General features: G+C 64.4%; 19 protein-coding genes. 4 read left to right on the top strand and 15 right to left on the bottom strand.

The window, feature by feature from the left end; translation table 11 throughout:
* Positions 1 to 27: 27 nt before the first annotated feature.
* The 5 genes from tatC to pafA form a co-directional block, all read right to left on the bottom strand.
* Positions 28 to 999, bottom strand: coding sequence for a twin-arginine translocase subunit TatC (gene tatC / locus ACIGGF_RS05225; protein WP_397520304.1), 972 nt, complete (start codon positions 997 to 999; stop codon positions 28 to 30).
* Between the two features lie 107 nt (positions 1,000 to 1,106).
* On the bottom strand, positions 1,107 to 1,373 hold the full coding sequence (tatA, locus tag ACIGGF_RS05220; RefSeq protein ID WP_397520303.1) for a Sec-independent protein translocase subunit TatA: 267 nt from the start codon (positions 1,371 to 1,373) through the stop codon (positions 1,107 to 1,109).
* Between the two features lie 85 nt (positions 1,374 to 1,458).
* Positions 1,459 to 2,454, bottom strand: coding sequence for a helix-turn-helix transcriptional regulator (locus ACIGGF_RS05215; protein ID WP_397520302.1), 996 nt, complete (start codon positions 2,452 to 2,454; stop codon positions 1,459 to 1,461).
* On the bottom strand, positions 2,451 to 3,443 hold the full coding sequence (locus ACIGGF_RS05210) for a helix-turn-helix transcriptional regulator (RefSeq protein ID WP_397520301.1): 993 nt from the start codon (positions 3,441 to 3,443) through the stop codon (positions 2,451 to 2,453). The genes ACIGGF_RS05215 and ACIGGF_RS05210 overlap by 4 nt, the downstream gene beginning before the upstream one ends.
* A 94-nt stretch (positions 3,444 to 3,537) precedes the next feature.
* On the bottom strand, positions 3,538 to 4,896 hold the full coding sequence (pafA, locus tag ACIGGF_RS05205; protein ID WP_170944814.1) for a Pup--protein ligase: 1,359 nt from the start codon (positions 4,894 to 4,896) through the stop codon (positions 3,538 to 3,540).
* A gap of 98 nt (positions 4,897 to 4,994) precedes the next feature.
* On the opposite strand from pafA, the gene ACIGGF_RS05200 reads away from it, so the two are divergent.
* Positions 4,995 to 6,464: a phosphatase PAP2 family protein gene (locus tag ACIGGF_RS05200; RefSeq protein WP_397520300.1), complete on the top strand. Its 1,470-nt coding sequence runs from the start codon at positions 4,995 to 4,997 to the stop codon at positions 6,462 to 6,464.
* A 32-nt stretch (positions 6,465 to 6,496) separates the two neighbouring features.
* Here the strand turns inward: ACIGGF_RS05200 and prcA are convergent, their stop codons facing one another.
* The 5 genes from prcA to arc form a co-directional block, all read right to left on the bottom strand.
* On the bottom strand, positions 6,497 to 7,252 hold the full coding sequence (gene prcA, locus ACIGGF_RS05195) for a proteasome subunit alpha (protein WP_397520299.1): 756 nt from the start codon (positions 7,250 to 7,252) through the stop codon (positions 6,497 to 6,499).
* Positions 7,249 to 8,187, bottom strand: coding sequence for a proteasome subunit beta (gene prcB, locus ACIGGF_RS05190; RefSeq protein WP_397520298.1), 939 nt, complete (start codon positions 8,185 to 8,187; stop codon positions 7,249 to 7,251). The genes prcA and prcB overlap by 4 nt, the downstream gene beginning before the upstream one ends.
* Positions 8,184 to 8,378, bottom strand: a complete 195-nt coding sequence (locus tag ACIGGF_RS05185) for a ubiquitin-like protein Pup (RefSeq protein WP_008716348.1) — start codon at positions 8,376 to 8,378, stop codon at positions 8,184 to 8,186. Before ACIGGF_RS05185 ends, prcB begins: the two co-directional genes overlap by 4 nt.
* Positions 8,379 to 8,571: 193 nt before the next feature.
* The gene (dop, locus tag ACIGGF_RS05180; protein WP_397520297.1) at positions 8,572 to 10,071 is read right to left on the bottom strand and encodes a depupylase/deamidase Dop; all 1,500 of its coding nucleotides are present in this window, start codon (positions 10,069 to 10,071) and stop codon (positions 8,572 to 8,574) included.
* Positions 10,072 to 10,166: 95 nt separating this feature from the next.
* Entirely contained in the window at positions 10,167 to 11,930 is a 1,764-nt protein-coding gene (gene arc / locus ACIGGF_RS05175; RefSeq protein ID WP_397520296.1) for a proteasome ATPase, read from the bottom strand.
* A gap of 173 nt (positions 11,931 to 12,103) precedes the next feature.
* Here arc and ACIGGF_RS05170 point away from each other — a divergent pair, with 173 nt between their 5' ends.
* The gene (locus ACIGGF_RS05170) at positions 12,104 to 12,589 is read left to right on the top strand and encodes a hypothetical protein (RefSeq protein WP_397520456.1); all 486 of its coding nucleotides are present in this window, start codon (positions 12,104 to 12,106) and stop codon (positions 12,587 to 12,589) included.
* 34 nt (positions 12,590 to 12,623) lie between these two features.
* Here ACIGGF_RS05170 and ACIGGF_RS05165 read toward each other — a convergent pair whose 3' ends face one another.
* Positions 12,624 to 13,523, bottom strand: a complete 900-nt coding sequence (locus tag ACIGGF_RS05165) for a tRNA (adenine-N1)-methyltransferase (RefSeq protein WP_397520455.1) — start codon at positions 13,521 to 13,523, stop codon at positions 12,624 to 12,626.
* 305 nt (positions 13,524 to 13,828) lie between these two features.
* On the opposite strand from ACIGGF_RS05165, the gene ACIGGF_RS05160 reads away from it, so the two are divergent.
* A complete protein-coding gene (locus tag ACIGGF_RS05160; RefSeq protein WP_397520454.1) occupies positions 13,829 to 14,668 on the top strand; it encodes a RecB family exonuclease in 840 nt (279 codons plus the stop codon).
* Positions 14,665 to 15,477: a thioesterase family protein gene (locus ACIGGF_RS05155; protein WP_397520295.1), complete on the top strand. Its 813-nt coding sequence runs from the start codon at positions 14,665 to 14,667 to the stop codon at positions 15,475 to 15,477. Before ACIGGF_RS05160 ends, ACIGGF_RS05155 begins: the two co-directional genes overlap by 4 nt.
* A gap of 51 nt (positions 15,478 to 15,528) precedes the next feature.
* Here ACIGGF_RS05155 and hisG read toward each other — a convergent pair whose 3' ends face one another.
* The 4 genes from hisG to metH all read right to left on the bottom strand — a co-directional run bounded on the left by hisG (position 15,529) and on the right by metH (position 20,987).
* Positions 15,529 to 16,380, bottom strand: a complete 852-nt coding sequence (gene hisG, locus ACIGGF_RS05150; protein WP_397520294.1) for an ATP phosphoribosyltransferase — start codon at positions 16,378 to 16,380, stop codon at positions 15,529 to 15,531.
* Between the two features lie 48 nt (positions 16,381 to 16,428).
* The gene (locus ACIGGF_RS05145; protein WP_397520293.1) at positions 16,429 to 16,692 is read right to left on the bottom strand and encodes a phosphoribosyl-ATP diphosphatase; all 264 of its coding nucleotides are present in this window, start codon (positions 16,690 to 16,692) and stop codon (positions 16,429 to 16,431) included.
* A 61-nt stretch (positions 16,693 to 16,753) separates the two neighbouring features.
* Entirely contained in the window at positions 16,754 to 17,425 is a 672-nt protein-coding gene (locus tag ACIGGF_RS05140; RefSeq protein WP_397520292.1) for an HAD family hydrolase, read from the bottom strand.
* Positions 17,418 to 20,987 carry a methionine synthase gene (metH, locus tag ACIGGF_RS05135; protein WP_397520291.1) on the bottom strand — a complete coding sequence of 1,190 codons (3,570 nt, stop codon included), beginning with the start codon at positions 20,985 to 20,987 and terminating at the stop codon, positions 17,418 to 17,420. The genes ACIGGF_RS05140 and metH overlap by 8 nt, the downstream gene beginning before the upstream one ends.
* Positions 20,988 to 21,030 lie beyond the last annotated feature (43 nt).

Genomic DNA, 21,030 nt, shown 5'->3' with positions numbered 1-21,030 from the left:
GCGCCTGTCCCGACGTGGTGACCGAGGTCAGATGATGTCGTCGTACTCTGCCTGCGTTCGGGTCGCATCGCCGATTCCGCTGGGCGGCGGTGTGGGAGCGACAGCGTGTGGGGACTCGAGTTTACTTGCGCCTTCGATACGCGTTGCTTCGTCATCTGACACATCACCCCATTCATCTCTTCTCTTGCGCAACTTACGCTTGTCGTGAATTCGCGCAATCTGCACCGCCATCTCGAAGAGGACCGTCAGTGCCAGTGCCAGCGCCAACATCGAGAACGGGTCCTGTCCCGGTGTCGCGATGGCGGCGAAGACGAACAGTCCGAAGATGAGACCTCGACGCCACGCCTTGAGTCGCTCATAGGTGAGTACGCCGACGAAGTTCAGGGCGACGACCAGCAACGGAATCTCGAAGCTGACGCCGAAGATGATGAGGAGGTTGATCAGGAAGCCGAAGTACTGATCGCCACTCAGTGCAGTGATCTGCACGTTGTCGCCGATGGAGAGCAGAAAGTGCAGGCCTTTGGCGACGACGTAGTAGGCCAGGACGGCTCCGGTGACGAACAGAGCCGCTGCGCCGGTGACGAACGAGACTGCGTATCGCCGTTCGTTGGCGTACAGGCCCGGGGTGATGAAAGCCCAGATCTGATAGAGCCAGATCGGGCAGGCGAGTACGACCCCGGCCGTGAAGGCAACCTTGAATCGGAGCAGAAATTGATCGAACGGCCCGGTTGCCAGCAGGCGGCATTGGTCGTCGTTGCTCAGGTCTGCGCGCAGACTCGGATCGAGCGTGCAGTACGGGCCTCGCAAGAGATCACCGAGGCTCTCGACGCCCAGAATGGTATGCGAGTACCAGAAGAACCCGAATGCCGTGGTAATCGCGACAGCGAGGATCGACAGCAGGAGCCGCGTTCGCAACTCGTACAAATGATCGACCAACGACATCGTGCCGTCGGGATTGACTCGGCGTTTGCTCCGCCGCGGATCGAACGGAATGCGCATGGTGTTCTACGGTCAGCCTTCTTCGGTCGGCCGGCACTGAGCCGCTTCCGACAGCAGTGAACCTTCGGTGCCGAAGCGGCACCGAAGGTGTGCTGAGTGGTTTTCGCTCAGGCAGACTTCGCGTCGTGCTGTGCGTCGACGTTCGACGGTGCCACCGGAGCGGGCGAAGGCAGCTGAGCCGGCGCGCTCGGCTGCTGCGCCGTGGTGGTGTCGGTGTCGGATTTGCCGTCGTTCTGCATTTCCTTCACCTCGCTCTTGAAGATGCGCAACGAGCGGCCGAGTCCACGAGCAGCGTCGGGCAGCTTCTTGGAACCGAACAAGATGATGACGACCACTGCAACGATCGCCCAGTGCCAGGGACTGGTGAATCCCATGTGAACCTCCTGAGATCAGATGATTCGAGCGTACCCGACTGCGGATGACTGCTTCAGCAGCGACGAGGTTCGGTTTGCCTCACGTTCATGTTGTGACGGCGGAGTCAGCGCTGGTCGAGTCCAGCTCGGAGTACACGTCCAGCGCAGAACGTGCGCGTTCACGGACGGAGTTCACCAAGGATTCAGGTGAAAGTACCCTGACGCCGCCGCCGAAACCGAGTGTCAGACGCGTCATCCACTGGAGGGTCGCAAATCGCATCGTCACCTCGATCGACCCGTCGGAATCCGCTGCCACCTGAGTCATCGGGTAGTAATCGAGAATCCAGGCGTAAGCAGGTGACACCTTCAGTCGCGCCTGCGACAGAGAAGGATCGTCGTTGAAGATCTCGAACGCATCCTCGTCCTGAACAGATTCCGGCGGCGCGGCGGGCTCGTCTCGCTCGTTGGCCGAATCGATGCGGTCGAACCGGAAAAGCCGCACGCCCTCGGCTCCTCTGCACCACGCCTGTAGGTAGCTGTTGTCGTCGACGACCACGGTCCTGATGGGGTCGACTGTGCGTTCGGTGACGACGTCTCGTGACGCAGAGTAGTACGTCAGGTCCAGTGCGTGCCGGTTGCGCAGAGCAGATCGAACGGCGCTCGAGACCGGGCCCTCCTCGGTGCCTGCGCTGTCGTGGTCCGAGGACAGCGGCACGTTGGCGGCCGCCGACCCGGCTGCGGTTTCGATCTTCGCGATAGCTCGCTGTGCAGCAGAGGGATCCACCATGCCGGGCATCGACGTCAGTGATCGGAGCGCCACCAGAAGCGCCGTCGCCTCGGTCGACGTCAGTCGCAGTGGACGGTCTATCCCGGCGGAGAACGTCACGTCGATGCTCTCCTCGGAGAAGGAAAGGTCGATGAGGTCGCCCGGGCCGTACCCGGGTAGACCGCACATCCACAGTTGATTCAGATCTGCCATCAGCGTTGCTGTCGACACACCCAGCTCGCGGGCAGCTTCCTCGGCGCTCAGTCCAGGATTGGCCATGAAGAACGGCACCATGTTCAAGAGCCTGGCCAACCGGACCGACAGGCGCGCGCTCATCGCTCGGCCTCCGCGCCCGCGGCCGTCTGCAACGTCGAGATCACATCTGCTCGCAGTTCTGCGGGTTCGAGCACGACCGCATCGGCTCCGTGGCCCGCGATCAACCGCGAGATCCAGTCCCAGGACCGCACGGGGACCTCGACCACGGTCCCGCTTCGGGTGCCCAGATTCTGCACGGCCACAATCGTTCCCATTCGGCGTAGTTCCAGTGCCCTGCCGTCGTGCAGCCACACTCGTGCGGTGCCCGATACCGAGGACGTCCCCGCTACTCGTCGGACGATGTCCTGAAGATCGACACCCTCGGGTTTGCGGACACTCTGCGGTGCGCCGAAGGCCTTGACCTCGTCGCCGATCCGGGAAAGTCGAAACGTTCGAGTGTCGTCGCGATCCACGTCGTGTCCCACCAGATACCACCGGCCACGGAACGTCACGACGCCCCACGGTTGGACGGTTCTGGTGGTGAACGGTTCCGTCAACGACGGTCGATGCTCGAACCGCACCGACTTGCCGTCGTCGATGGCTGCCAACAACGCGCCCAGTGCCGGCTCGGAGCCCCGGGTGCGCGCGGGAACTGCGGTCACCGCGGCCGCGGACTCGTTCTGATCGACCTGGATTCCCGCTGCCCGGAGCTTGAGCAGCGCACTCTGCGCGGCGGACGTGAGCTCGGGCGACTCCCAGAGCTTGACGGCGACGGCAACGGCCGCTGATTCCTCACTGGTGAGGTCGATATCGGGGAGCTCGTACGCGTCTCGATTGATGCGGTAGCCCTCGACACCGCCGAATCTGGTGGCAACTCCGGTTTCGAGAGGAACGCCGAGATCGCGCAGTTCGTTCTTGTCGCGCTCGAACATTCTGCTGAAGGCCTCGTGGCTCGCCGAGTCGTCGTATCCGGCAACGCTCTCACGGATCCATTCCGCGGTGAGGAACTGACGTGTCGACAGCAGACAGATGACCAGATTCATCAGGCGTTCGACTTTGGTGGTGGCCACGACTGTCGAGCCTAGTTGCTCCCCGGGCACCGGAGCGGTAGCGACCCGAGTTGCCGGAGCGGTAGCGACCCGAGTTGCCGGAGCGGTAGTGGTATTACATCGACGCGATCAGGCGTTCCACCCGTTCGTCGACCGAGCGGAACGGGTCCTTGCACAACACGGTGCGTTGCGCTTGGTCGTTCAGTTTGAGGTGTACCCAGTCCACGGTGAAGTCTCGGCCCGCTTCCTGAGCTGCGGTGATGAACTCCCCTCGCAGTTTGGCGCGGGTGGTCTGCGGCGGAAGATCGACTGCTTCGTCGATCTGCTCGTCCTCGGTGACGCGCTTGGCCAATCCCTTGCGTTGCAGCAGGTCGAACACGCCGCGACCGCGCTTGATGTCGTGATAGGCGAGATCCAGTTGGGCGATCTTCGGGTCGGACAGCTCCATCGAGTACCGATCCTGGTAGCGCTGGAACAGTTTGCGCTTGATGACCCAGTCGATCTCGGTGTCGACCTTCGCGAAGTCCTGTGTCTCGATGGCATCGAGGGTGCGACCCCACAGGTCGACCACCTGCTCCACCTGAGTGTTCGGCTCGCGCGTTTTCAGATGCTCGACGGCCCGGGCGTAGTACTCGCGCTGAATGTCGAGCGCGCTCGCCTGGCGTCCCCCGGCGAGCCTGACGGGGCGTCGTCCGGTGAGGTCGTGACTGACCTCGCGAATGGCGCGAATCGGATTGTCCAACGCGAAGTCTCGGAAAGAGACTCCCGCCTCGATCATCTCGAGGACGAGGGCTGCCGTTCCGACCTTGAGCATCGTGGAGGTCTCGGCCATGTTCGAGTCGCCCACGATGACGTGCAGGCGACGGTACTTCTCGGCGTCGGCGTGGGGTTCGTCGCGCGTGTTGATGATCGGCCGCGACCGCGTGGTGGCCGAGGAAACCCCTTCCCAGATGTGTTCGGCGCGCTGCGACAGGCAGAAGGTAGCGGCTTTCGGTGTTTGCAGCACCTTGCCTGCGCCGCAGATCAATTGACGCGTGACCAGGAAAGGGAGGAGCACGTCCGAGATGCGGGAGAACTCCCCCGCTCGCTGAACCAGGAAGTTCTCGTGGCAACCGTACGAGTTGCCGGCCGAGTCGGTGTTGTTCTTGAACAGGTAGATGTCGCCGCCGATACCCTCCTCGGCCAGGCGCTGCTCCGCGTCGATGAGCAGGTCCTCGAGCACTCGCTCGCCGGCCCGGTCGTGGGTGACCAGTTGCAACAGGCTGTCGCACTCGGCCGTCGCGTACTCGGGGTGCGAGCCGACATCGAGGTACAGGCGGGCACCGTTGCGGAGGAACACATTCGAGCTACGACCCCACGAGACCACCCGACGGAACAGGTAGCGAGCCACTTCGTCCGGACTGAGGCGTCGGTGACCGTGAAAAGTACATGTCACACCGAACTCTGTCTCGATGCCCATAATTCGTCGCTGCACACTTCGACACTACAACGCAACCTCCGATTCGATGCGTCGGAGCGCCCCGATGTCGTCCCTCCATCAGGATGCCGTCACGCGTGCCTAGGCTGGGTGTCATGACACCTTCGCGAACCTCTGCTCGGGCTGCCGTTCATGCGTGGGACCTTTCGCTGGTGACACGAAGTGGAGCGCTACGGTCCAGCCGGGCCGACGCGGGCCTGCGTGCGCTCAGCACCGCGGCCGATCACGGCCGTCTTTGGCTCGTCGTTGCCGCGGCACTCGTGGCGGCGGGTGGTCCGGCGCGCCGCGGAGGGGTTCGCGGACTCGTCGCGCTCGCCGGCGCGAGCGCCACTGCCAACGGGTTGCTCAAGCCGTTGTTCCCGCGCTCTCGTCCCGAAGCAGAGCTGGTCCCGGTCCTGCGCCAGGTACTGGCTCCGCCGGTGTCGTCCTCTTTTCCATCCGGACACTCGGCTTCTGCGGCGGCCTTCGTGACCGCCGTTGCCGTCGAATCTCCCTTGGCAGGAGTCGCTCTGGCACCCGTTGCGGCCGCTGTCTGCTACTCCCGCGTTCACGTCGGAGTGCACTGGCCCACCGACGTCATCGCGGGGGCCGCACTCGGTGCGGCTATCGCCCTGTCCACCCGTCGATGGTGGGCCGTACGGTCGGAAGCACCCGCTGACCTGGGCTCACAGGTCGACGTCGAGCCGCTTCGGGGCGGACGAGGGCTGCTCGTGCTCGTCAATCCCGGATCGGGTGATGGTTCCGAGTCGGTGCCCGACGCGATTCGTCGAGCACTTCCCGAGGCCGATCTGTTCGTCCCCGACCCGGACCTGGACTTCAACGAACAACTCGAACAGCGAATTCGGAAAACGTCAGCGCGCGCACTCGGCGTCTGCGGCGGAGACGGAACCGTGGTCAGTGTTGCTGCGTCGGCCGTGCGGAACGGGTTGGCGCTCGCGGCGTTTCCCGGTGGCACCCTCAATCATTTCGCCCGTGACACCGGTCTGACCGCCGTCGAGGACACTGCCGCAGCCATCGAGGAGGGCACCGCAGAGCTGGCCGACATCGCGGAGGTGTCCATCGACGGTCGCAGCGTGTCGTTCGTCAACACCGCGACGTTCGGCGGTTACCCCGATTCGGTGCGGTTGCGTCAGAAGCTCCAGGGCCGTATCGGCAAGTGGCCCGCCGCAGCAGTGGCGATGACACGGGTGCTGGCGGCTGCCGAGCCCCTGAACATCCGCCTCGACGGCACGGGGCACTCGGTATGGATGCTGTTCGTCGGCAACGGTGAATACGTACCGAGCGATCAAGTTCCCATGTCGCGCAGCAGCATTCACACCGGAACGCTGGATGTGCGATTTCTTCCCGCGGAACCGAAGGCGTCGAGGACCCGTCTGCTGTGGGCGACGGTGACGGGCACCCTCGGCTCGTCGCCGGCCTATGTGCGGCGAGCTGTGCACACCCTGACCGTGGAGGTCGAGGGTGCGCCGGTCGCACTCGCGGCCGACGGAGAAGTGGTGGGCGAGGGCCGTTCGTTCGAGTTCGACAGTGACAAGAACGGCCTCGTGCTCTACCGAAAGAGGTAGCGCGCGAGGCCGTCCGGTGTTCGGCGGGTCCACTACGACGTGGGGCCCGCCTCGGCAGCTGGTGGCGACGCCGGCAACATGTCCTCGAGAGCAGCTCCGGCGATGCGTCGGAACGCTCGCCGGGGCCGACCTTGGTCCAACACGGCCACTTCGAGTGCCGATACCTCGAGTACCTTCTTCTCGGGCTCACCGCCCGCAGCGGGCGGAACCGCGGGGCCCGCGGTGAGTGCCTCCACTGCCACGCGTACCGCATCGGCGAGATCGAGGCCGGCACGATAGGTGTCCTTCAGTGCTGCCACGATCGGCTCGGTCGTTCCACCCATGACGACGAAATCCTGTTCGTCGACGATGGAACCGTCGTACGTGATGCGGTAGAGCTGCGTGGCGATCGCCTCGTCCTGATGCGACACCTCCGCGACGCAGATCTCCACCTCGTACGGCTTGAGCTGTTCGGTGAAGATCGTGCCGAGCGCTTGCGCGTAGGTCTTGGCGAGCGACCTTCCGGTCACGTCACGCCGGTCGTAGGTGTACCCCTTGATGTCGGCGTGCTGGATGCCGGCCTTCCGGAGGTTCTCGAACTCGTTGTACTTGCCCACCGCGGCGAAGCCGATCCGGTCGTAGAGTTCGCTGACCTTGTGCAACGCGGTCGAGCGATTCTCTGCCACGAACAGCACGCCGTCCGCGTAGGTCAGTACGATGACGCTCCGGCCGCGGCCGATTCCCTTGCGCGCCAACTCCGAACGATCGCGCATGATCTGTTCGGCAGATGCGTAGTACGGCATCGTCATGGTGCGCTGTCCCCTTCGCTCACACGCTGGCCCGCCCGGGTGTGCTGTTCGGCACCACCGGAATGCGCAGCGCTCTCGGTCCGCTCCGCGAGGACGGACCGAGCTGCAGCCGAAATCCTCTCGTGAGCAACGTCGTCCGCCCCGACGCTGGTGATGGCTACCGCCGTCGGGTATATCCCGCGGGTGACGTCCGGGCCACCGGTGGCGGAGTCGTCGTCGGCGGCGTCGTACAGCGACTCGACCGCTGCGCGAAGTGCGTCTTCCTCGGTCATTCCCGGGTGATAGAGCTTCTTGAGGGCGGACTTGGCGAACAGCGACCCGGACCCGACCGCGTGGTAGCCCGAGCGCTCCTCGTAGCGCCCGCCGACGACGTCGTAGGACACGATGCGTCCGGCACGATCCGGGTCCGAGATGTCGACGTCGAACCCGACAAGCAACGGGACGGCGGCCAGACCCTGCATGGCGGCACCGAGGTTGCTCCGCACCATCGACGACAGCTTGTTGGCCTTGCCGTTGAAGGTGAGCGGAACGCCTTCGATCTTCTCGTAGTGCTCGAGTTCGACCGCGAAGAGCCGGACGAGCTCGATCGCTATTCCTGCGGTTCCGGCGATGCCGGCCGCGGAGTACTCGTCGGTGACATAGACCTTCTGCATATCACGGTTGGCGATCAGATTGCCCTGAGTAGCGCGTCGATCACCGGCGATCAGGACTCCACCCGCATAGGTGAGCGCGACGATCGTCGTCCCGTGTGGAGCGATGCCGGACTTGTCGCTGCGGTCGGCAGCGTGTGAGGCAAGGTCTGCGGCGACACCGCTCTCGGGCAACAGATGAGGGGCATGTTGACGGAGGTAGTCGGAGAACGACGAACTGCTCGACCCCAACGGGATCGTCATTCCGTCACCGGCCGACCGAGGGTCCGAACGATCCACCGTCACTGGCCGCCTTTCTGCACGTAGGCCCGCACGAAGTCCTCGGCATTCTCCTCGAGGACGTCGTCGATCTCGTCCAAAAGGTCGTCGGTCTCCTCGGCCAGCTTCTCGCGCCGTTCCTGCCCACCGGCTCCGGTGTCGCCTGGGACCTCATCGTCGTCGCCGCCGCCAGAGCGCCGTGTCTGCTCCTGTGCCATAGTCGCCGACCTCCTCCGTGTATCGAGAGAACACATCTACTGCACGTTCATCGATTCATTCGAGAAGCACCGTTGTGGATGTGCAAGTGCAACCGAACGTTCCGCCGAAAGTGCACGGACCTTTACCCTACCGACAGACCGGCCGTGCGGGCGTCGAGACACCATCGATCGGTCGGATTGCGCTGCCGGGTGCTCAGTTGGTGAGTTGGTCGACGAGCTCGGCAGCGCTGTCCACGGACTCGAGCAGCGCCCCGACGTGCGATTTGGTACCGCGCAGCGGTTCGAGCGTCGGGATGCGCACCAGTGAGTCGCCGCCGAGGTCGAAGATCACCGAGTCCCAGCTCGCTGCGGCGATGTCGGCCCCGAATTTGCGGAGGCACTCGCCGCGGAAGTACGCCCTGGTGTCCTCCGGCGGTGTGCCCACGGCGTCGAGAACCTGTTGTTCGGTGACCAGGCGGTCCATCGACCCACGGGCGACCAACCTGTTGTAGAGCCCCTTGTCGAGGCGAACATCGGAATACTGCAGGTCCACCAGGTGGAGCCGCGGCGCCGACCAACCCAGGCCTTCGCGCTGGCGGAAACCTTCCAGCAGACGAAGCTTCGCGGGCCAATCCAGCAAGTGGGCGCAGTCCATCGGATCGCGCTCGAGGAGGTCGAGCACCATGGCCCACTTGTCGAGCACGTCCAGAGCGCGCGCGTCCTCGCTGCCCTCGGCGGCCACGAACTTCGCGGCCCGCTGGTGGTAGATACGTTGGAGCGCAAGCCCGGTCAGCTCGCGTCCATCCGCAAGAGCCACTGCCTTGCGGAGGGTGGGGTCGTGGCTGATCTGATGGACAGCGGTCACCGGTCGAGCGAGCTGAAGGTCGGAGAGATCCACCCCGGCCTCGATCAGGTCGAGTACCAGCGCTGTGGTGCCGACCTTGAGGTAGGTCGACATCTCGGCGAGGTTGGCATCGCCGATGATGCAGTGCAGTCTTCGGTACTTGTCGGCGTCCGCATGCGGCTCGTCTCGGGTGTTGATGATTCCGCGCTTGAGGGTGGTCTCGAGACCGACCTCCACCTCGATGTAGTCCGCTCGTTGCGACAGTTGGAATCCGGCCTCGTCGCCGGACTGGCCTATTCCGACGCGTCCTGACCCCGTGATCACCTGCCGCGACGCGAAGAACGGTGAGAGCCCGGCGATCACGGCCGAGAAGGGCGTCTCACGCGACATCAGATAGTTCTCGTGCGTGCCGTAGGACGCGCCCTTGCCGTCGACGTTGTTCTTGTACAGCTGCAGACGCGGAGCCCCAGGGACGCTCGACGCGTGCCGCGCGGCCGCCTCCATGACACGCTCGCCGGCCTTGTCCCAGATGACGGCATCGAGTGGATCCCGTACTTCCGGAGCCGAGTACTCGGGGTGAGCATGATCGACGTACAGACGGGCACCGTTGGTGAGAATCATGTTGGCCGCGCCGATCTCGTCGGCATCGATGACCGGTGCCGGGCCGCTGAAGCGTCCGAGGTCGAAACCGCGGGCGTCGCGAAGGGGCGACTCGACTTCGTAGTCCCAGCGTGTGCGCTTCGCCCGCGGTACCCCGGCTGCTGCCGCATAGGCCAACACGGCCTGGGTCGACGTCAGGATCGGATTGGCGGTGGGTTCGGTGGGCGACGAAATGCCGTACTCGACCTCGATACCGATGATGCGCTGCATGAGTCGAGCCTAGACGGCATGCGGACGCAGATCGGGGCGCGCCCTGTGCGGACGCGCCCCGATACTCCTCTGCGACAGATCTGTACGTGCAGGATCTACAGGTACTGGCCGGTGTTGGACTCGGTGTCGATCGCCCGGCTCGCGCTGGCATTCTTACCGGTGACCAGCGTCCGGATGTACACGATTCGCTCGCCCTTCTTACCGGAGATGCGCGCCCAGTCGTCCGGGTTCGTGGTGTTCGGCAGATCTTCGTTCTCGGCGAACTCGTCGACGATGGAGTCGAAGAGGTGCTGAATCCGAAGACCGGCATTGCCGGTTTCGAGGACCGATTTGATGGCGTACTTCTTCGCGCGGTCCACGATGTTCTGAATCATGGCACCGGAGTTGAAGTCCTTGAAGTACAGAACTTCCTTGTCTCCGTTGGCATACGTCACCTCGAGGAAGCGGTTGTCGTCGCTCTCGGCGTACATGCGCTCGACGACCCGATCGATCATGCCTGCGATGCACGCCGCGCGGTCTCCACCGAACTCGGCGACATCGTCGGCGTTGACCGGAAGCGAGTCGGTCAGGTACTTGGAGAAGATGTCCTGTGCCGACTCCGCGTCGGGACGCTCGATCTTGATCTTGACGTCGAGGCGACCGGGCCGCAGGATCGCGGGGTCGATCATGTCCTCGCGGTTGGAGGCACCGATCACGATGACGTTCTCGAGACCCTCGACGCCGTCGATCTCGGCGAGCAGCTGAGGTACGACGGTCGTCTCGACGTCCGACGAGACGCCCGAACCACGCGTACGGAAGATCGAATCCATCTCGTCGAAGAAGACGATGACCGGAGTGCCCTCGGACGCCTTTTCACGGGCACGCTGGAAGATCATGCGAATGTGGCGTTCGGTTTCACCGACGAACTTGTTGAGCAGTTCGGGACCCTTGATGTTGAGGAAGAAGGATTTGGCCTCCTTCGCATCCTGCCCGCGAGCCTCCGCGATCTTCTTGGCCAACGAGTTGGCAACAGCCTTGGCGATCAACGTCTTTCCGCAGCCGGGAGGGCCGTACAGGAGTACGCCCTTCGGTGGCCGAAGCGAGTACTCGCGGAACAGATCCTTGTGCAGGAACGGCAGCTCGACGGCGTCGCGGATCTGCTCGATCTGACGACCGAGACCACCGATGTCCTCGTATCCGACGTCCGGAACTTCCTCGAGGACGAGGTCTTCCACCTCGGCCTTCGGGACGCGCTCGAAGGCATAGCCGGCCTTGGTGTCGACCAGAAGCGAGTCGCCGGGACGCAGTCTGCGTGAGGGTTCGTCCGGATCGACGGGACCTTCGTCGTTGACCATGTCGATCAACGGCTTGGCCAGCCATACGACGCGCTCCTCGTCGGCGTGACCGACGACGAGGGCCCGCGACCCGTCGCCCAGAAGCTCACGGAGGGTGCTGATCTCACCGACCTGGTCGAAGGTGCAGGCCTCGACGATGGTCAAGGCCTCGTTGAGCCGCACGGTCTGTCCCGGTGCCAGCGAATCGGCCTCGATGTTTGGCGAGCACGTGAGCCGCATCTTGCGACCGGACGTGAACACATCGACCGTTCCGTCGTCGAACACACTCAGCAGAACGCCGTAGCCGCTCGGCGGCTGACCGAGTCGATCGACCTCCTCGCGGAGTGCGATGAGCTGTTGCCTGGCCTCTTTGAGGGTGTCCATCAGCTTGGTGTTGCGCAGCGAGAGCGAATCGACCCGGCCTTCGAGTTCGCGTACCTGCTCGGGGGACTCCCCCAGTTGGCGACGCAGTGAAGCGGCTTCGGCTCGCACGGCGTCCAGTTCGGCTCTGGCCGCGGCCACATCCGGATTGTCTGTTGAGCTCATGAGCGACTCCTCCCAGTGACGATCTATCAACGCTACCGGCACCGACCCGAATGTGCGGACCGACACCACGATCGGGCACGTTCGGACCACACCCGAATCCCAGTCGGGGTCATGTTAGCCTCACCTGACCAACTGCAGGACCGACGACGGAATCAGGGGCTTCACCAGTGAAAATGCGCATAGTGTCGGCAAGCGTCGCACTCGCCGCGGCGGCGATGTCGGTGGCCGGGTGCAGCACCGCAGACGAAACCGGTTCCACCGATCACACTTCGACCTCGGCCGCAGAATCGGCCGACGCGACGACCGAGGTGCCGCCTGTCGCGGCACCGACGGCCGCTGAACTCGAAGCATCGCTGCTGCAATTGGTGGCACCGGACATCGACGCGGCCACCAAAGCGGCCGCAGTCGAGAACGGTCAGGCGCGTCTGACGAACCTCGACGCCATGACCGCGGCGCTGGCGAACTACGGAGCGATCACGTTCGAGGTGGCCGAGCCGACGGTCGAAGGCGAAACCTCCACCGCCGATGTCGCGATCGCCACCCCACGGGGTACGGCAGCACCATCGCCGCAGACCTGGGTTCTGATCGACGGCACGTGGAAGCTCTCCGATGCCAGTATGTGCCAGATCCTTGCCATGGGTCAGGCACCGTGCGCCTAGACCGAGAGGTCGAAAACTCCGTCGGCTCTACCCGTCAGCCCTTGCCGGATCGGCGCTGCGGCTTGGGCGTGACGGTGCCTTCGGCGAGGCGTCGGACACTGACGAGAAATGCCGTGTGCCCCTGCATGCGATGCTCGGGCCGAACTGCCAGGCCTACGACATGCCAACCCCGGACCATCGATTCCCACGAGCGGGGTTCGGTCCAGCATTCCTGCGCGCGTAGGGCTTCGACGACCTTGGAGAGCTGCGTCACGGTGGCGACATAGACCAGCAGCACTCCGCCGGGCACGAGGGCCTTCGATACTGCCGGCAGTGCGTCCCAGGGAGCCAGCATGTCGAGAACCACCCGATCGACCTGCTCACCCGGGCGATCGACGCCGAACTGATCGACGTCGGCCACCGTCAGGTGCCAATTCGACGGGCGCTCGCCGAAGAACGTCTCGACATTCTTCACGGCGTAGTCGGCGTGATCCTGCCGGATCTCGTACGAGATGACCGTTCCCGCCGTGCCGACAGCACGCAGCAGCGAACACGTCAAAGCGCCCGAACCGGCCCCGGCCTCGAGAACGCGGGCACCGGGAAACATATCCCCCTCGTGGACGATCTGCGCCGCATCCTTGGGGTAGATGACCTGTGCGCCGCGAGGCATCGACAGCACGTAGTCGGTCAACAGCGGCCGCAGCGCGAGGTAGGGGGTGCCGTTGACGGAGGTGACGACGCTGCCCTCGTCGGCACCGAGCAGCTTGTCGTGAGTGATCCCGCCCCGGTGGGTGTGGAACTCCTTACCTGCCTCGAGAACGACGGTGTAGTGACGACCCTTGCCGTCGGTGAGCTGCACTCGATCTCCGACACGGAACGGCCCACTGCGGGCGGGCCCGGCTGGAAGGGGTGCGGCGAAGAGCTCGTCCGCGGACGGGGCTCGGTCGAGCTCGATCTCGTCGACTACGGCGGTGACGACGTCATCCGCGCTGGGAACCGGGGCATCGACGAGCGCGTCGACCTCGGACCGGTCGGTCGACGCGGACGCGGAATCACCGGTGTTCACAGCGGAACCTGCTTTCGTTGTTCGGTTCGACGACCGACCGGAACGGGCAGGCGTCGGGGACGACTCGACGTGCCAGACTACGGCCTTGACCGAAGTTGTCGGACCAGCGGCATAGTCTCGCAGTCGTGAGTATTTCCGTGTCGACCCCCATCGACTTGCCTCTACTCGACCTCGGCGACAGTGCTCGGCCACCATTGTCGTCGCCGAGCCCCCGCAGTACGCCGGCGTTGTCACCCTCCCGCGCAAGCGATTTCAAGCAGTGCCCCCTGCTCTATCGCTTGCGCGCCGTCGACCGCGTTCCGGAGGTGTCCACCGAAGCGCAGGTCAAAGGAACTGTGGTGCATGCCGCACTCGAGGCCCTCTACGCGCTGCCTGCGCGAGATCGGGTGCCGACTACTGCGCGCGACCTGGTGGACCCGGCGTGGGAGCGAGTGGTGGCGCAGTCGCCCGACATCGAATCTTTGATTCCGATAGACGAGCGAGCGGTGTTCCTCGACCGTGCTCGAGCCCTGGTCGCCTCGTACTACGAGCTGGAGGACCCGACTCACTTCGATCCCGAGTCCTGCGAGCAACGGGTGGAAACACAGTTGGACGACGGCACTCCGCTGCGCGGCTTCATCGATCGGATCGATGTCGCACCCAACGGCATGATCCGCGTCGTCGACTACAAGACCGGCCGAGCGCCGCGCGAATTCACCGAATCCAAGGCGCTGTTCCAGATGAAGTTCTACGCGCTGATGATCATGCGTATGCGCGGAGTCGTACCGGCGCAATTGAAGTTGATGTATCTGGCCGACAAGCAGGAACTGACCTACGCGCCCGACGAGGACGAGCTCCGCAGGTTCGAGCGCATGCTGTCCGCCATCTGGAAGGCCATTCTGGCCGCGGGTGAGACCGGCGACTTCCGCGCCAAGAAGGGCGCACTGTGCAAGTGGTGCGACCATCGGTCGCTGTGTCCGGAATTCGGTGGCACTCCCCCGCCGTACCCGGGTTGGCCGCAGGCGGCCCAGGGCACGGAGACAACCGAGCAATGACGACTCCGAACGCATTCTTCGTTCCCGCGGGTGTCAGCGGGGACGGCCACGAGCGGGTCACCGCCACCGAGAACACCATCAGTCTCTGGGCACCGACGATGCAGCACGGGGCACCGCCATCCGCTCTGCTGGTCCGTGCGCTCGCGCGCGTCGACGCTCGGGGCGACACCCGTATCAGCAGGGTAGCCGTCGACATACTCGGTCCGATTCCAGTCGCGGACATCGAGATTCGAGCGTGGACGGAACGCCCTGGAGGCAACGTCGAACTGGTCGTGGCGGAATTGTGGGCGGAAAGTTCATCCGGTAGTGCTCGAGCGGTGGCACGCGGCAGCGCGTGGCGTATGCGGACCACGCCGACCGAAAGCGTGGCACACACCGGTGATCCGGTGATGCCGCCGGTGAGCAGCGGGGTGGACAACACGTTCGGCGGACTCTGGGCCTCCGGCTATCTCGACGCGGTCGAGTTCAAGTTTCTCACCGAGCTCGGTGCAGCCGGCCCCGGTGAAGTGTGGGCGAAGCCGAAACCCGTTCTGGTACTGGGCGAATCGATGACACCACTCGAGCGTTTGTTCTCGATAGCCGACATCGCGAACGGAGTCGGTGCGAAACTACCGATCGACCGATGGACTTTCCTGAACACAGACCTGACGGTGCACGTGTTTCGAGTGCCTCGAGGCGAATGGATCGGCGTCTCGGCGGAGACTTCCACCGGGCCCGACGGAATTGCCATGTGCGCTGGGACTCTCAGCGATGAGCTCGGGCCGGTCGGCCGCATCGCTCAAACTGTCCTGGTCCGCCCTCGCGCGTGACCGAAGCGGCACCGCCGACGATCTGTCACGCGTCCAGAAGGCGCGGCATCTCTAGAAGGCTCGGCACGACCTGATGTCGGAGGCGAGGATCGCCTTGGCACCCAACTCGGCGAGCTGATCCATGACATTGTTGTGCACCTTGCGAGAGACCATGGCACGTACGGCAACCCAGTTGTCGTCGACCATCGGTGCCAGTGTTGGCGACTCGATTCCCGGGGTGATCTTGACGGCCTCGTCGAGGATCGACTTGGGGCAGTCGTAGTCGAGCATCAGATACTGCTGCGCGAAGACGACGCCTTGCACGCGCGCGATGAGTTGCTTGCGTGCGGAGTCGGTACCCGGAGTGCCTGCGCGTTCGATCAGTACGCCCTCCGAGTCGCAGAGCGATTCACCGAAAGCCACGAGGTTGTTCTGTCGCAGTGATCGGCCCGACTCGACGACGTCGGCAATGGCGTCTGCAACTCCGAGTTGGATGGAGATCTCGACCGCACCGTCCAGGCGGATGACCGTGGCCTCCATGCCCCGCTCGGCCAGATCCTTTCGCACGAGGTTGGGGTACGAGGTGGCGATACGCAGTCCGCCCAAGTCCTCGGGCGTCCATTCCTTGCCCGCGGGTGCCGCGTAGCGGAACGTCGACCGGCCGAAACCGAGCGCGAGCCGCTCTTCGACCGCAGCACCGGAGTCGAGAGCCAGGTCTCGTCCGGTGATACCCAGATCGAGCTGGCCCGATCCGACGTAGATGGCGATGTCCTTGGGGCGGAGAAAGAAGAATTCGACGCCGTTCGCGGGGTCGAGAACCGTCAGGTCCTTGGAGTCGCTCCGGCGTCGATAGCCGGCCTCACTGAGGATCTCTGCGGCGGACTCGGAGAGAGCGCCCTTGTTGGGTACGGCTACGCGCAGCATGGAGTTTTCCTTCTTCGACGAGTTCGTGGGAGACGTGCGGACCTGAACTCACAGATGTCGGTAGACGTCCTCGAGCTCGATGCCTTTGCCCACCATCATCACCTGCACCCAGTACAGCAGCTGCGAAATTTCCTCGGCGAGCGCGTCGTCGCTCTCGTGCTCGGCCGCGATCCACACTTCGCCCGCTTCTTCGAGCACCTTCTTGCCCTGGAAGTGAACTCCCGCGTCCAACGCCGCCACGGTGCCGGAGCCTTCCGGGCGGTTCTTCGCTCGGTCGGTGAGCTCGGCGAACAGGGAATCGAAAGTCTTCACGGCTGCACATTCTTTCACGTCGTCGCTCGGGTGCACGAATTCGGTCGAAATCGGGATGGAATCAGGCAGCCCAGGCCCGCCGGACCTCGTCGGCGGTCAAGCCGACCAAGCCGTCGCGAATGGTGTATCCCGGGGCTGCAGAAACGGCGATCTCCGATGGGACCACCAGCACCGGGCACCCGGCGGTGTGGGCGGACAGCGAGCCTGTCGGCGAGTCCTCCACCGCCAGGCAGGCACCCACGTCGACCCCGAGTAGAGCCGCACCACGCAGATACGGTGCGGGGTGGGGTTTGCCGAACTCGACCTCGTCGCCGCTGACGGTGATGTCGAAGTAGTCGCGCCCCAGGGTGTCCAGAGCTCGCTCGACCAGACCTCGCTCGGTATTGGTGACCAATCCGGTGGACAGGCCCATCTCACGCACGAGCGCAAGCGCATCCTTGGCACCGGGTCGCAACGGAATTCCCTCGGCGAACAGATCTCCGACCCGGGCCGTCAGCCATTCGCGCCCCTGAGCCAGATGCTCGTCGGTGACCTCGACCGAGGCGTTGGCCAGCACCTTGCTCAACGCGTCGCGCATCGAATTGCCGAGGGTGGTCTCACGCACCTCCGCGCTCAGTTCTGTACCGAGACTGCGGGAGTACTCACCGATGGCGACGTCCCAGATCTTCTCCGAGTCGAGCAGCGTGCCGTCCATGTCCCACAGGACACCTCGCAGCGCAGTTGTACTAGACATTGAAGTACTTGGCCTCCGGGTGATGCAGCACGAATGCATCGGTCGACTGCTCAGGATGGAGCTGCAGTTCCTCGGACAGCTTGACGCCGATTCGCTCGGGCTCGAGGAGTGCGGCGAGCTTGATGCGGTCTTCGAGATCGGGGCAGGCTCCGTAACCGAACGAGTAACGGGCACCACGGTATTCGAGTTTGAAGTACCCCTCAGCTTCGGTGGGATCCTCCGCGGCCACCGATTTGCCGTCGGAGAGTTTCAGTTCCTCTCGCACCCGGCGATGCCAGTACTCGGCCAACGCTTCGGTGAGCTGAACACCGATTCCGTGCACTTCGAGGTAGTCGCGGTAGGCGTCGGCAGCGAACAGCTCGTTCGCGAAGTCCGCGATGGGCTGGCCCATCGTCACCAGATTCATCGGCAGAACGTCGACTCGACCCGATTCCTTGGCAGCGGAACGCGATCGCACGAAATCCGAGATGCACAGGAATCGATCCCGGTGCTGACGCGGGAACGTGAACCGGAAGCGTTCGGGTGCATCGGGCTGCGGCTCGGTGAGCACGACGACGTCGTCTCCCTCGGACACCGCCGGGAAGTATCCGTACACCAGTGCGGCGTGCGCGAGGATGCCGTCGGTACTCAGACGGTCCAGCCAATAGCGCAGGCGCGGTTTACCTTCCGATTCCACCAGGTCTTCGTAGGTGGCACCTTCACCCTTCCGAGCGCCGCGCAGTCCCCATTGCCCGAGGAACAGCGCGCGCTCGTCGAGCAGTCCCGAGTAATCCGCCAAGGACACGCCTCGGACGATGCGCGTTCCCCAGAAGGGCGGAACCGGAATGTCGATATCGGCCGCGACATCGGATCTTTCGGGCACGACGACCGGTGCCTCAGCGGCTTTGCGCTTCTCGGCGATCCGCTTGGACCGTTCGTGGCGTTCCTTGCGCTCGGCGGCCTTGGCTTTCGCGGCGAGCGCCTCGGGACTGTCGGGGGCCGGGCCGCCGCCACGCTTGGTGGTCATGATGGTGTCCATCAACCGGAGGCCCTCGAATGCGTCTCGCGCATAGTGGACGTCACCCTCGTAGACGTCTTGCAGATCGTTCTCGACGTACGAGCGCGTCAGTGCCGCGCCGCCGAGGAGAACCGGGAACTGCTCCGCGACGCCCTTCGAGTTCAGTTCGATGAGGTTGTCCTTCATGACCACGGTCGATTTCACCAGTAGCCCGGACATGCCGATGACGTCGGCACGCTTGTCGATCGCGGCTTCCAGAATGGTCGAAATGGGTTGCTTGATACCCAGATTGACGACCTCGTAGCCGTTGTTGCTCAAGATGATGTCGACGAGATTCTTGCCGATGTCGTGTACATCGCCCTTGACGGTACCGAGCACGATACGGCCCTTGCCGTCGTCGTCGGTCGCCTCCATGTGCGGCTCGAGATACGCCACCGCGGCCTTCATCACCTCGGCGGACGCGAGCACGAACGGAAGCTGCATCTGACCGGATCCGAACAACTCACCGACGGTCTTCATGCCGGAGAGCAGCGTCTCGTTGATGATCTCCAGCGGCGGCTTCTCGGCCATCGCGGAGTCGAGGTCCGCGTCGAGTCCGTTGCGTTCGCCGTCGACGATGCGCCGTTCGAGTCGCTCGAACAGGGGCAAGCGGCCCAGTTCCTCGGCACGCGACTCTCGGGCCGACGCCGCGGAGACTCCCTCGAAGAGCTGCATGAGCTTCTGCAGCGGGTCGTAGCCCTCGGATCGCCGGTCGTACACCAGATCCAGTGCAGTCTCGCGCTGCTCGTCGGGAATCTTGTTCATCGGCAGGATCTTCGACGCGTGCACGATGGCGGTGTCGAGCCCGGCCTGGGTGCACTCGTGCAGGAAGACCGAGTTCAGCACCTGTCGTGCAGCAGGGTTGAGGCCGAACGAGATGTTCGACAGTCCGAGGGTGGTGTGCACCTTCGGGTACTTCTCCTTGAGCTGCCGGATCGCCTCGATGGTCTCGATGCCGTCCCGTCGCACCTCTTCCTGACCCGTCGAGATGGGAAAGGTCAGGGTGTCGACGATGATGTCCTCGTGGCGCAGGCCCCAGTTCTCGGTGATGTCGGTGATCAGACGGTCTGCGACACGCACCTTCCACTCGGCCGTACGCGCCTGGCCTTCCTCGTCGATGGTCAGTGCGACGACAGCGGCACCGTGCTCCTTGACCAGTCGCATGATCTTCTGGAACCGCGAATCGGGCCCGTCGCCGTCCTCGTAGTTGACCGAGTTGACCGCGCTGCGGCCACCGAGGTGCTCCAAACCTGCTTCGAGAACGGCGGGTTCGGTGGAGTCGAGCATGATCGGCAGCGTCGACGCGGTCGCCAATCTGCTGGCCAACGCGGCCATGTCGGCAGCACCGTCGCGGCCGACGTAGTCGACGTTGAGATCGAGCATGTGCGCGCCGTCGCGTGTCTGATCCTTGGCGATGTCGAGGCACTTCTCGTAATCCTCGGCAAGCATCGCGTCGCGAAATGCCTTGGATCCGTTGGAGTTGGTGCGCTCGCCGATCATCAGAATGCTGGCATCCTGCTCGAACGGAACGGCGCTGTAGAGCGAGGAGACGCCCGGCTCCGGCGCGGGTGTGCGTTCGAGCTTCGCGGCTCCGTGGACCATGTCTGCGACCTGACGGATGTGCTCGGGTGTGGTGCCGCAGCAGCCGCCGACGAGAGCCAGCCCGTACTCGCTGACGAAACCGCTCAGGGCCTCGGCCAATTCGGGGGCGGTCAGGGGGTACTCGGCACCCTTGGCACCCAGCGTGGGCAGTCCGGCGTTGGGCATCACCGACACCGGCAGACGCGAATGCTTGGAGAGGTGGCGGAGGTGCTCGCTCATCTCGGCCGGGCCGGTCGCGCAATTGAGCCCGATCATGTCGATACCGAGGGGCTCGAGGGCCGTCAGTGCGGCACCGATTTCGCTGCCGACGAGCATCGCGCCCGTCGTCTCGACCGTCACGTGCGTGATGATCGGGATGCGAACACCGAGCTTGTCCATCGCATGCTGACTGCCAATGATCGCGGCCTTGACCTGCAGCAGATCCTGGCACGTCTCCACCAGGATGGCATCGGCTCCACCGTCGATCATTCCCAGGGCGGCCTCGGTGTAGGCGTCGCGCAGCCGTGCGAACGGAGCGTGCCCGAGTGTGGGCAGCTTGGTTCCGGGCCCCATCGACCCCAGGACGAACCGGCCCACCCCGTCGCGGCCGGGGCCCATCTCATCGGCGGTCTCCCGTGCGAGCCGGGTGCCCTTCTCGGCCAACTCGCGGATTCGATCCTCGATGTCGTAGTCGGCCAGGTTGGGTAGGTTGCACCCGAAGGTGTTCGTTTCCACGGCGTCGGCCCCGGCCGCGAAGTACTCACGGTGGATCTCGCGCAGCACGTCCGGCCTGGTGGCATTGAGGATCTCGTTGCATCCCTCCAGGCCGAGGAAGTCGTCGAGTGTCAGGTCGGCATCCTGGAGCATGGTGCCCATCGCGCCGTCGCCGATGACAACGCGACGAGAAATCGCATCGAGCAGACTGGGCTTGTGTTGATCGGGCATCACTACAGAGTAGTGGGCACCGAAGTTACCTCGGGTCGTAGGC

Origin of the sequence: Rhodococcus sp. NPDC078407 (genome assembly GCF_044542515.1) — a bacterium.
GTDB lineage: Bacteria > Actinomycetota > Actinomycetes > Mycobacteriales > Mycobacteriaceae > Rhodococcoides.
The sequence above is the reverse complement of the archived record's forward strand: the minus strand, read 5'-3'. Positions and strand labels throughout refer to the sequence as shown.

Bases quoted from the DNA above. Each gene is read 5' to 3' on its own strand.
- tatC (WP_397520304.1), bottom strand. From the start codon at position 999: ATGCGCATTCCGTTCGATCCGCGGCGGAGCAAACGCCGAGTCAATCCC.
- tatA (WP_397520303.1), bottom strand. From the start codon at position 1,373: ATGGGATTCACCAGTCCCTGGCACTGGGCGATCGTTGCAGTGGTCGTC.
- ACIGGF_RS05215 (WP_397520302.1), bottom strand. From the start codon at position 2,454: ATGAGCGCGCGCCTGTCGGTCCGGTTGGCCAGGCTCTTGAACATGGTG.
- ACIGGF_RS05200 (WP_397520300.1), top strand. From the start codon at position 4,995: ATGACACCTTCGCGAACCTCTGCTCGGGCTGCCGTTCATGCGTGGGAC.
- prcA (WP_397520299.1), bottom strand. From the start codon at position 7,252: ATGACGATGCCGTACTACGCATCTGCCGAACAGATCATGCGCGATCGT.
- ACIGGF_RS05185 (WP_008716348.1), bottom strand. From the start codon at position 8,378: ATGGCACAGGAGCAGACACGGCGCTCTGGCGGCGGCGACGACGATGAG.
- dop (WP_397520297.1), bottom strand. From the start codon at position 10,071: ATGCAGCGCATCATCGGTATCGAGGTCGAGTACGGCATTTCGTCGCCC.
- arc (WP_397520296.1), bottom strand. From the start codon at position 11,930: ATGAGCTCAACAGACAATCCGGATGTGGCCGCGGCCAGAGCCGAACTG.
- ACIGGF_RS05170 (WP_397520456.1), top strand. From the start codon at position 12,104: ATGCGCATAGTGTCGGCAAGCGTCGCACTCGCCGCGGCGGCGATGTCG.
- ACIGGF_RS05155 (WP_397520295.1), top strand. From the start codon at position 14,665: ATGACGACTCCGAACGCATTCTTCGTTCCCGCGGGTGTCAGCGGGGAC.
- hisG (WP_397520294.1), bottom strand. From the start codon at position 16,380: ATGCTGCGCGTAGCCGTACCCAACAAGGGCGCTCTCTCCGAGTCCGCC.
- ACIGGF_RS05140 (WP_397520292.1), bottom strand. From the start codon at position 17,425: ATGTCTAGTACAACTGCGCTGCGAGGTGTCCTGTGGGACATGGACGGC.
- metH (WP_397520291.1), bottom strand. From the start codon at position 20,987: ATGCCCGATCAACACAAGCCCAGTCTGCTCGATGCGATTTCTCGTCGC.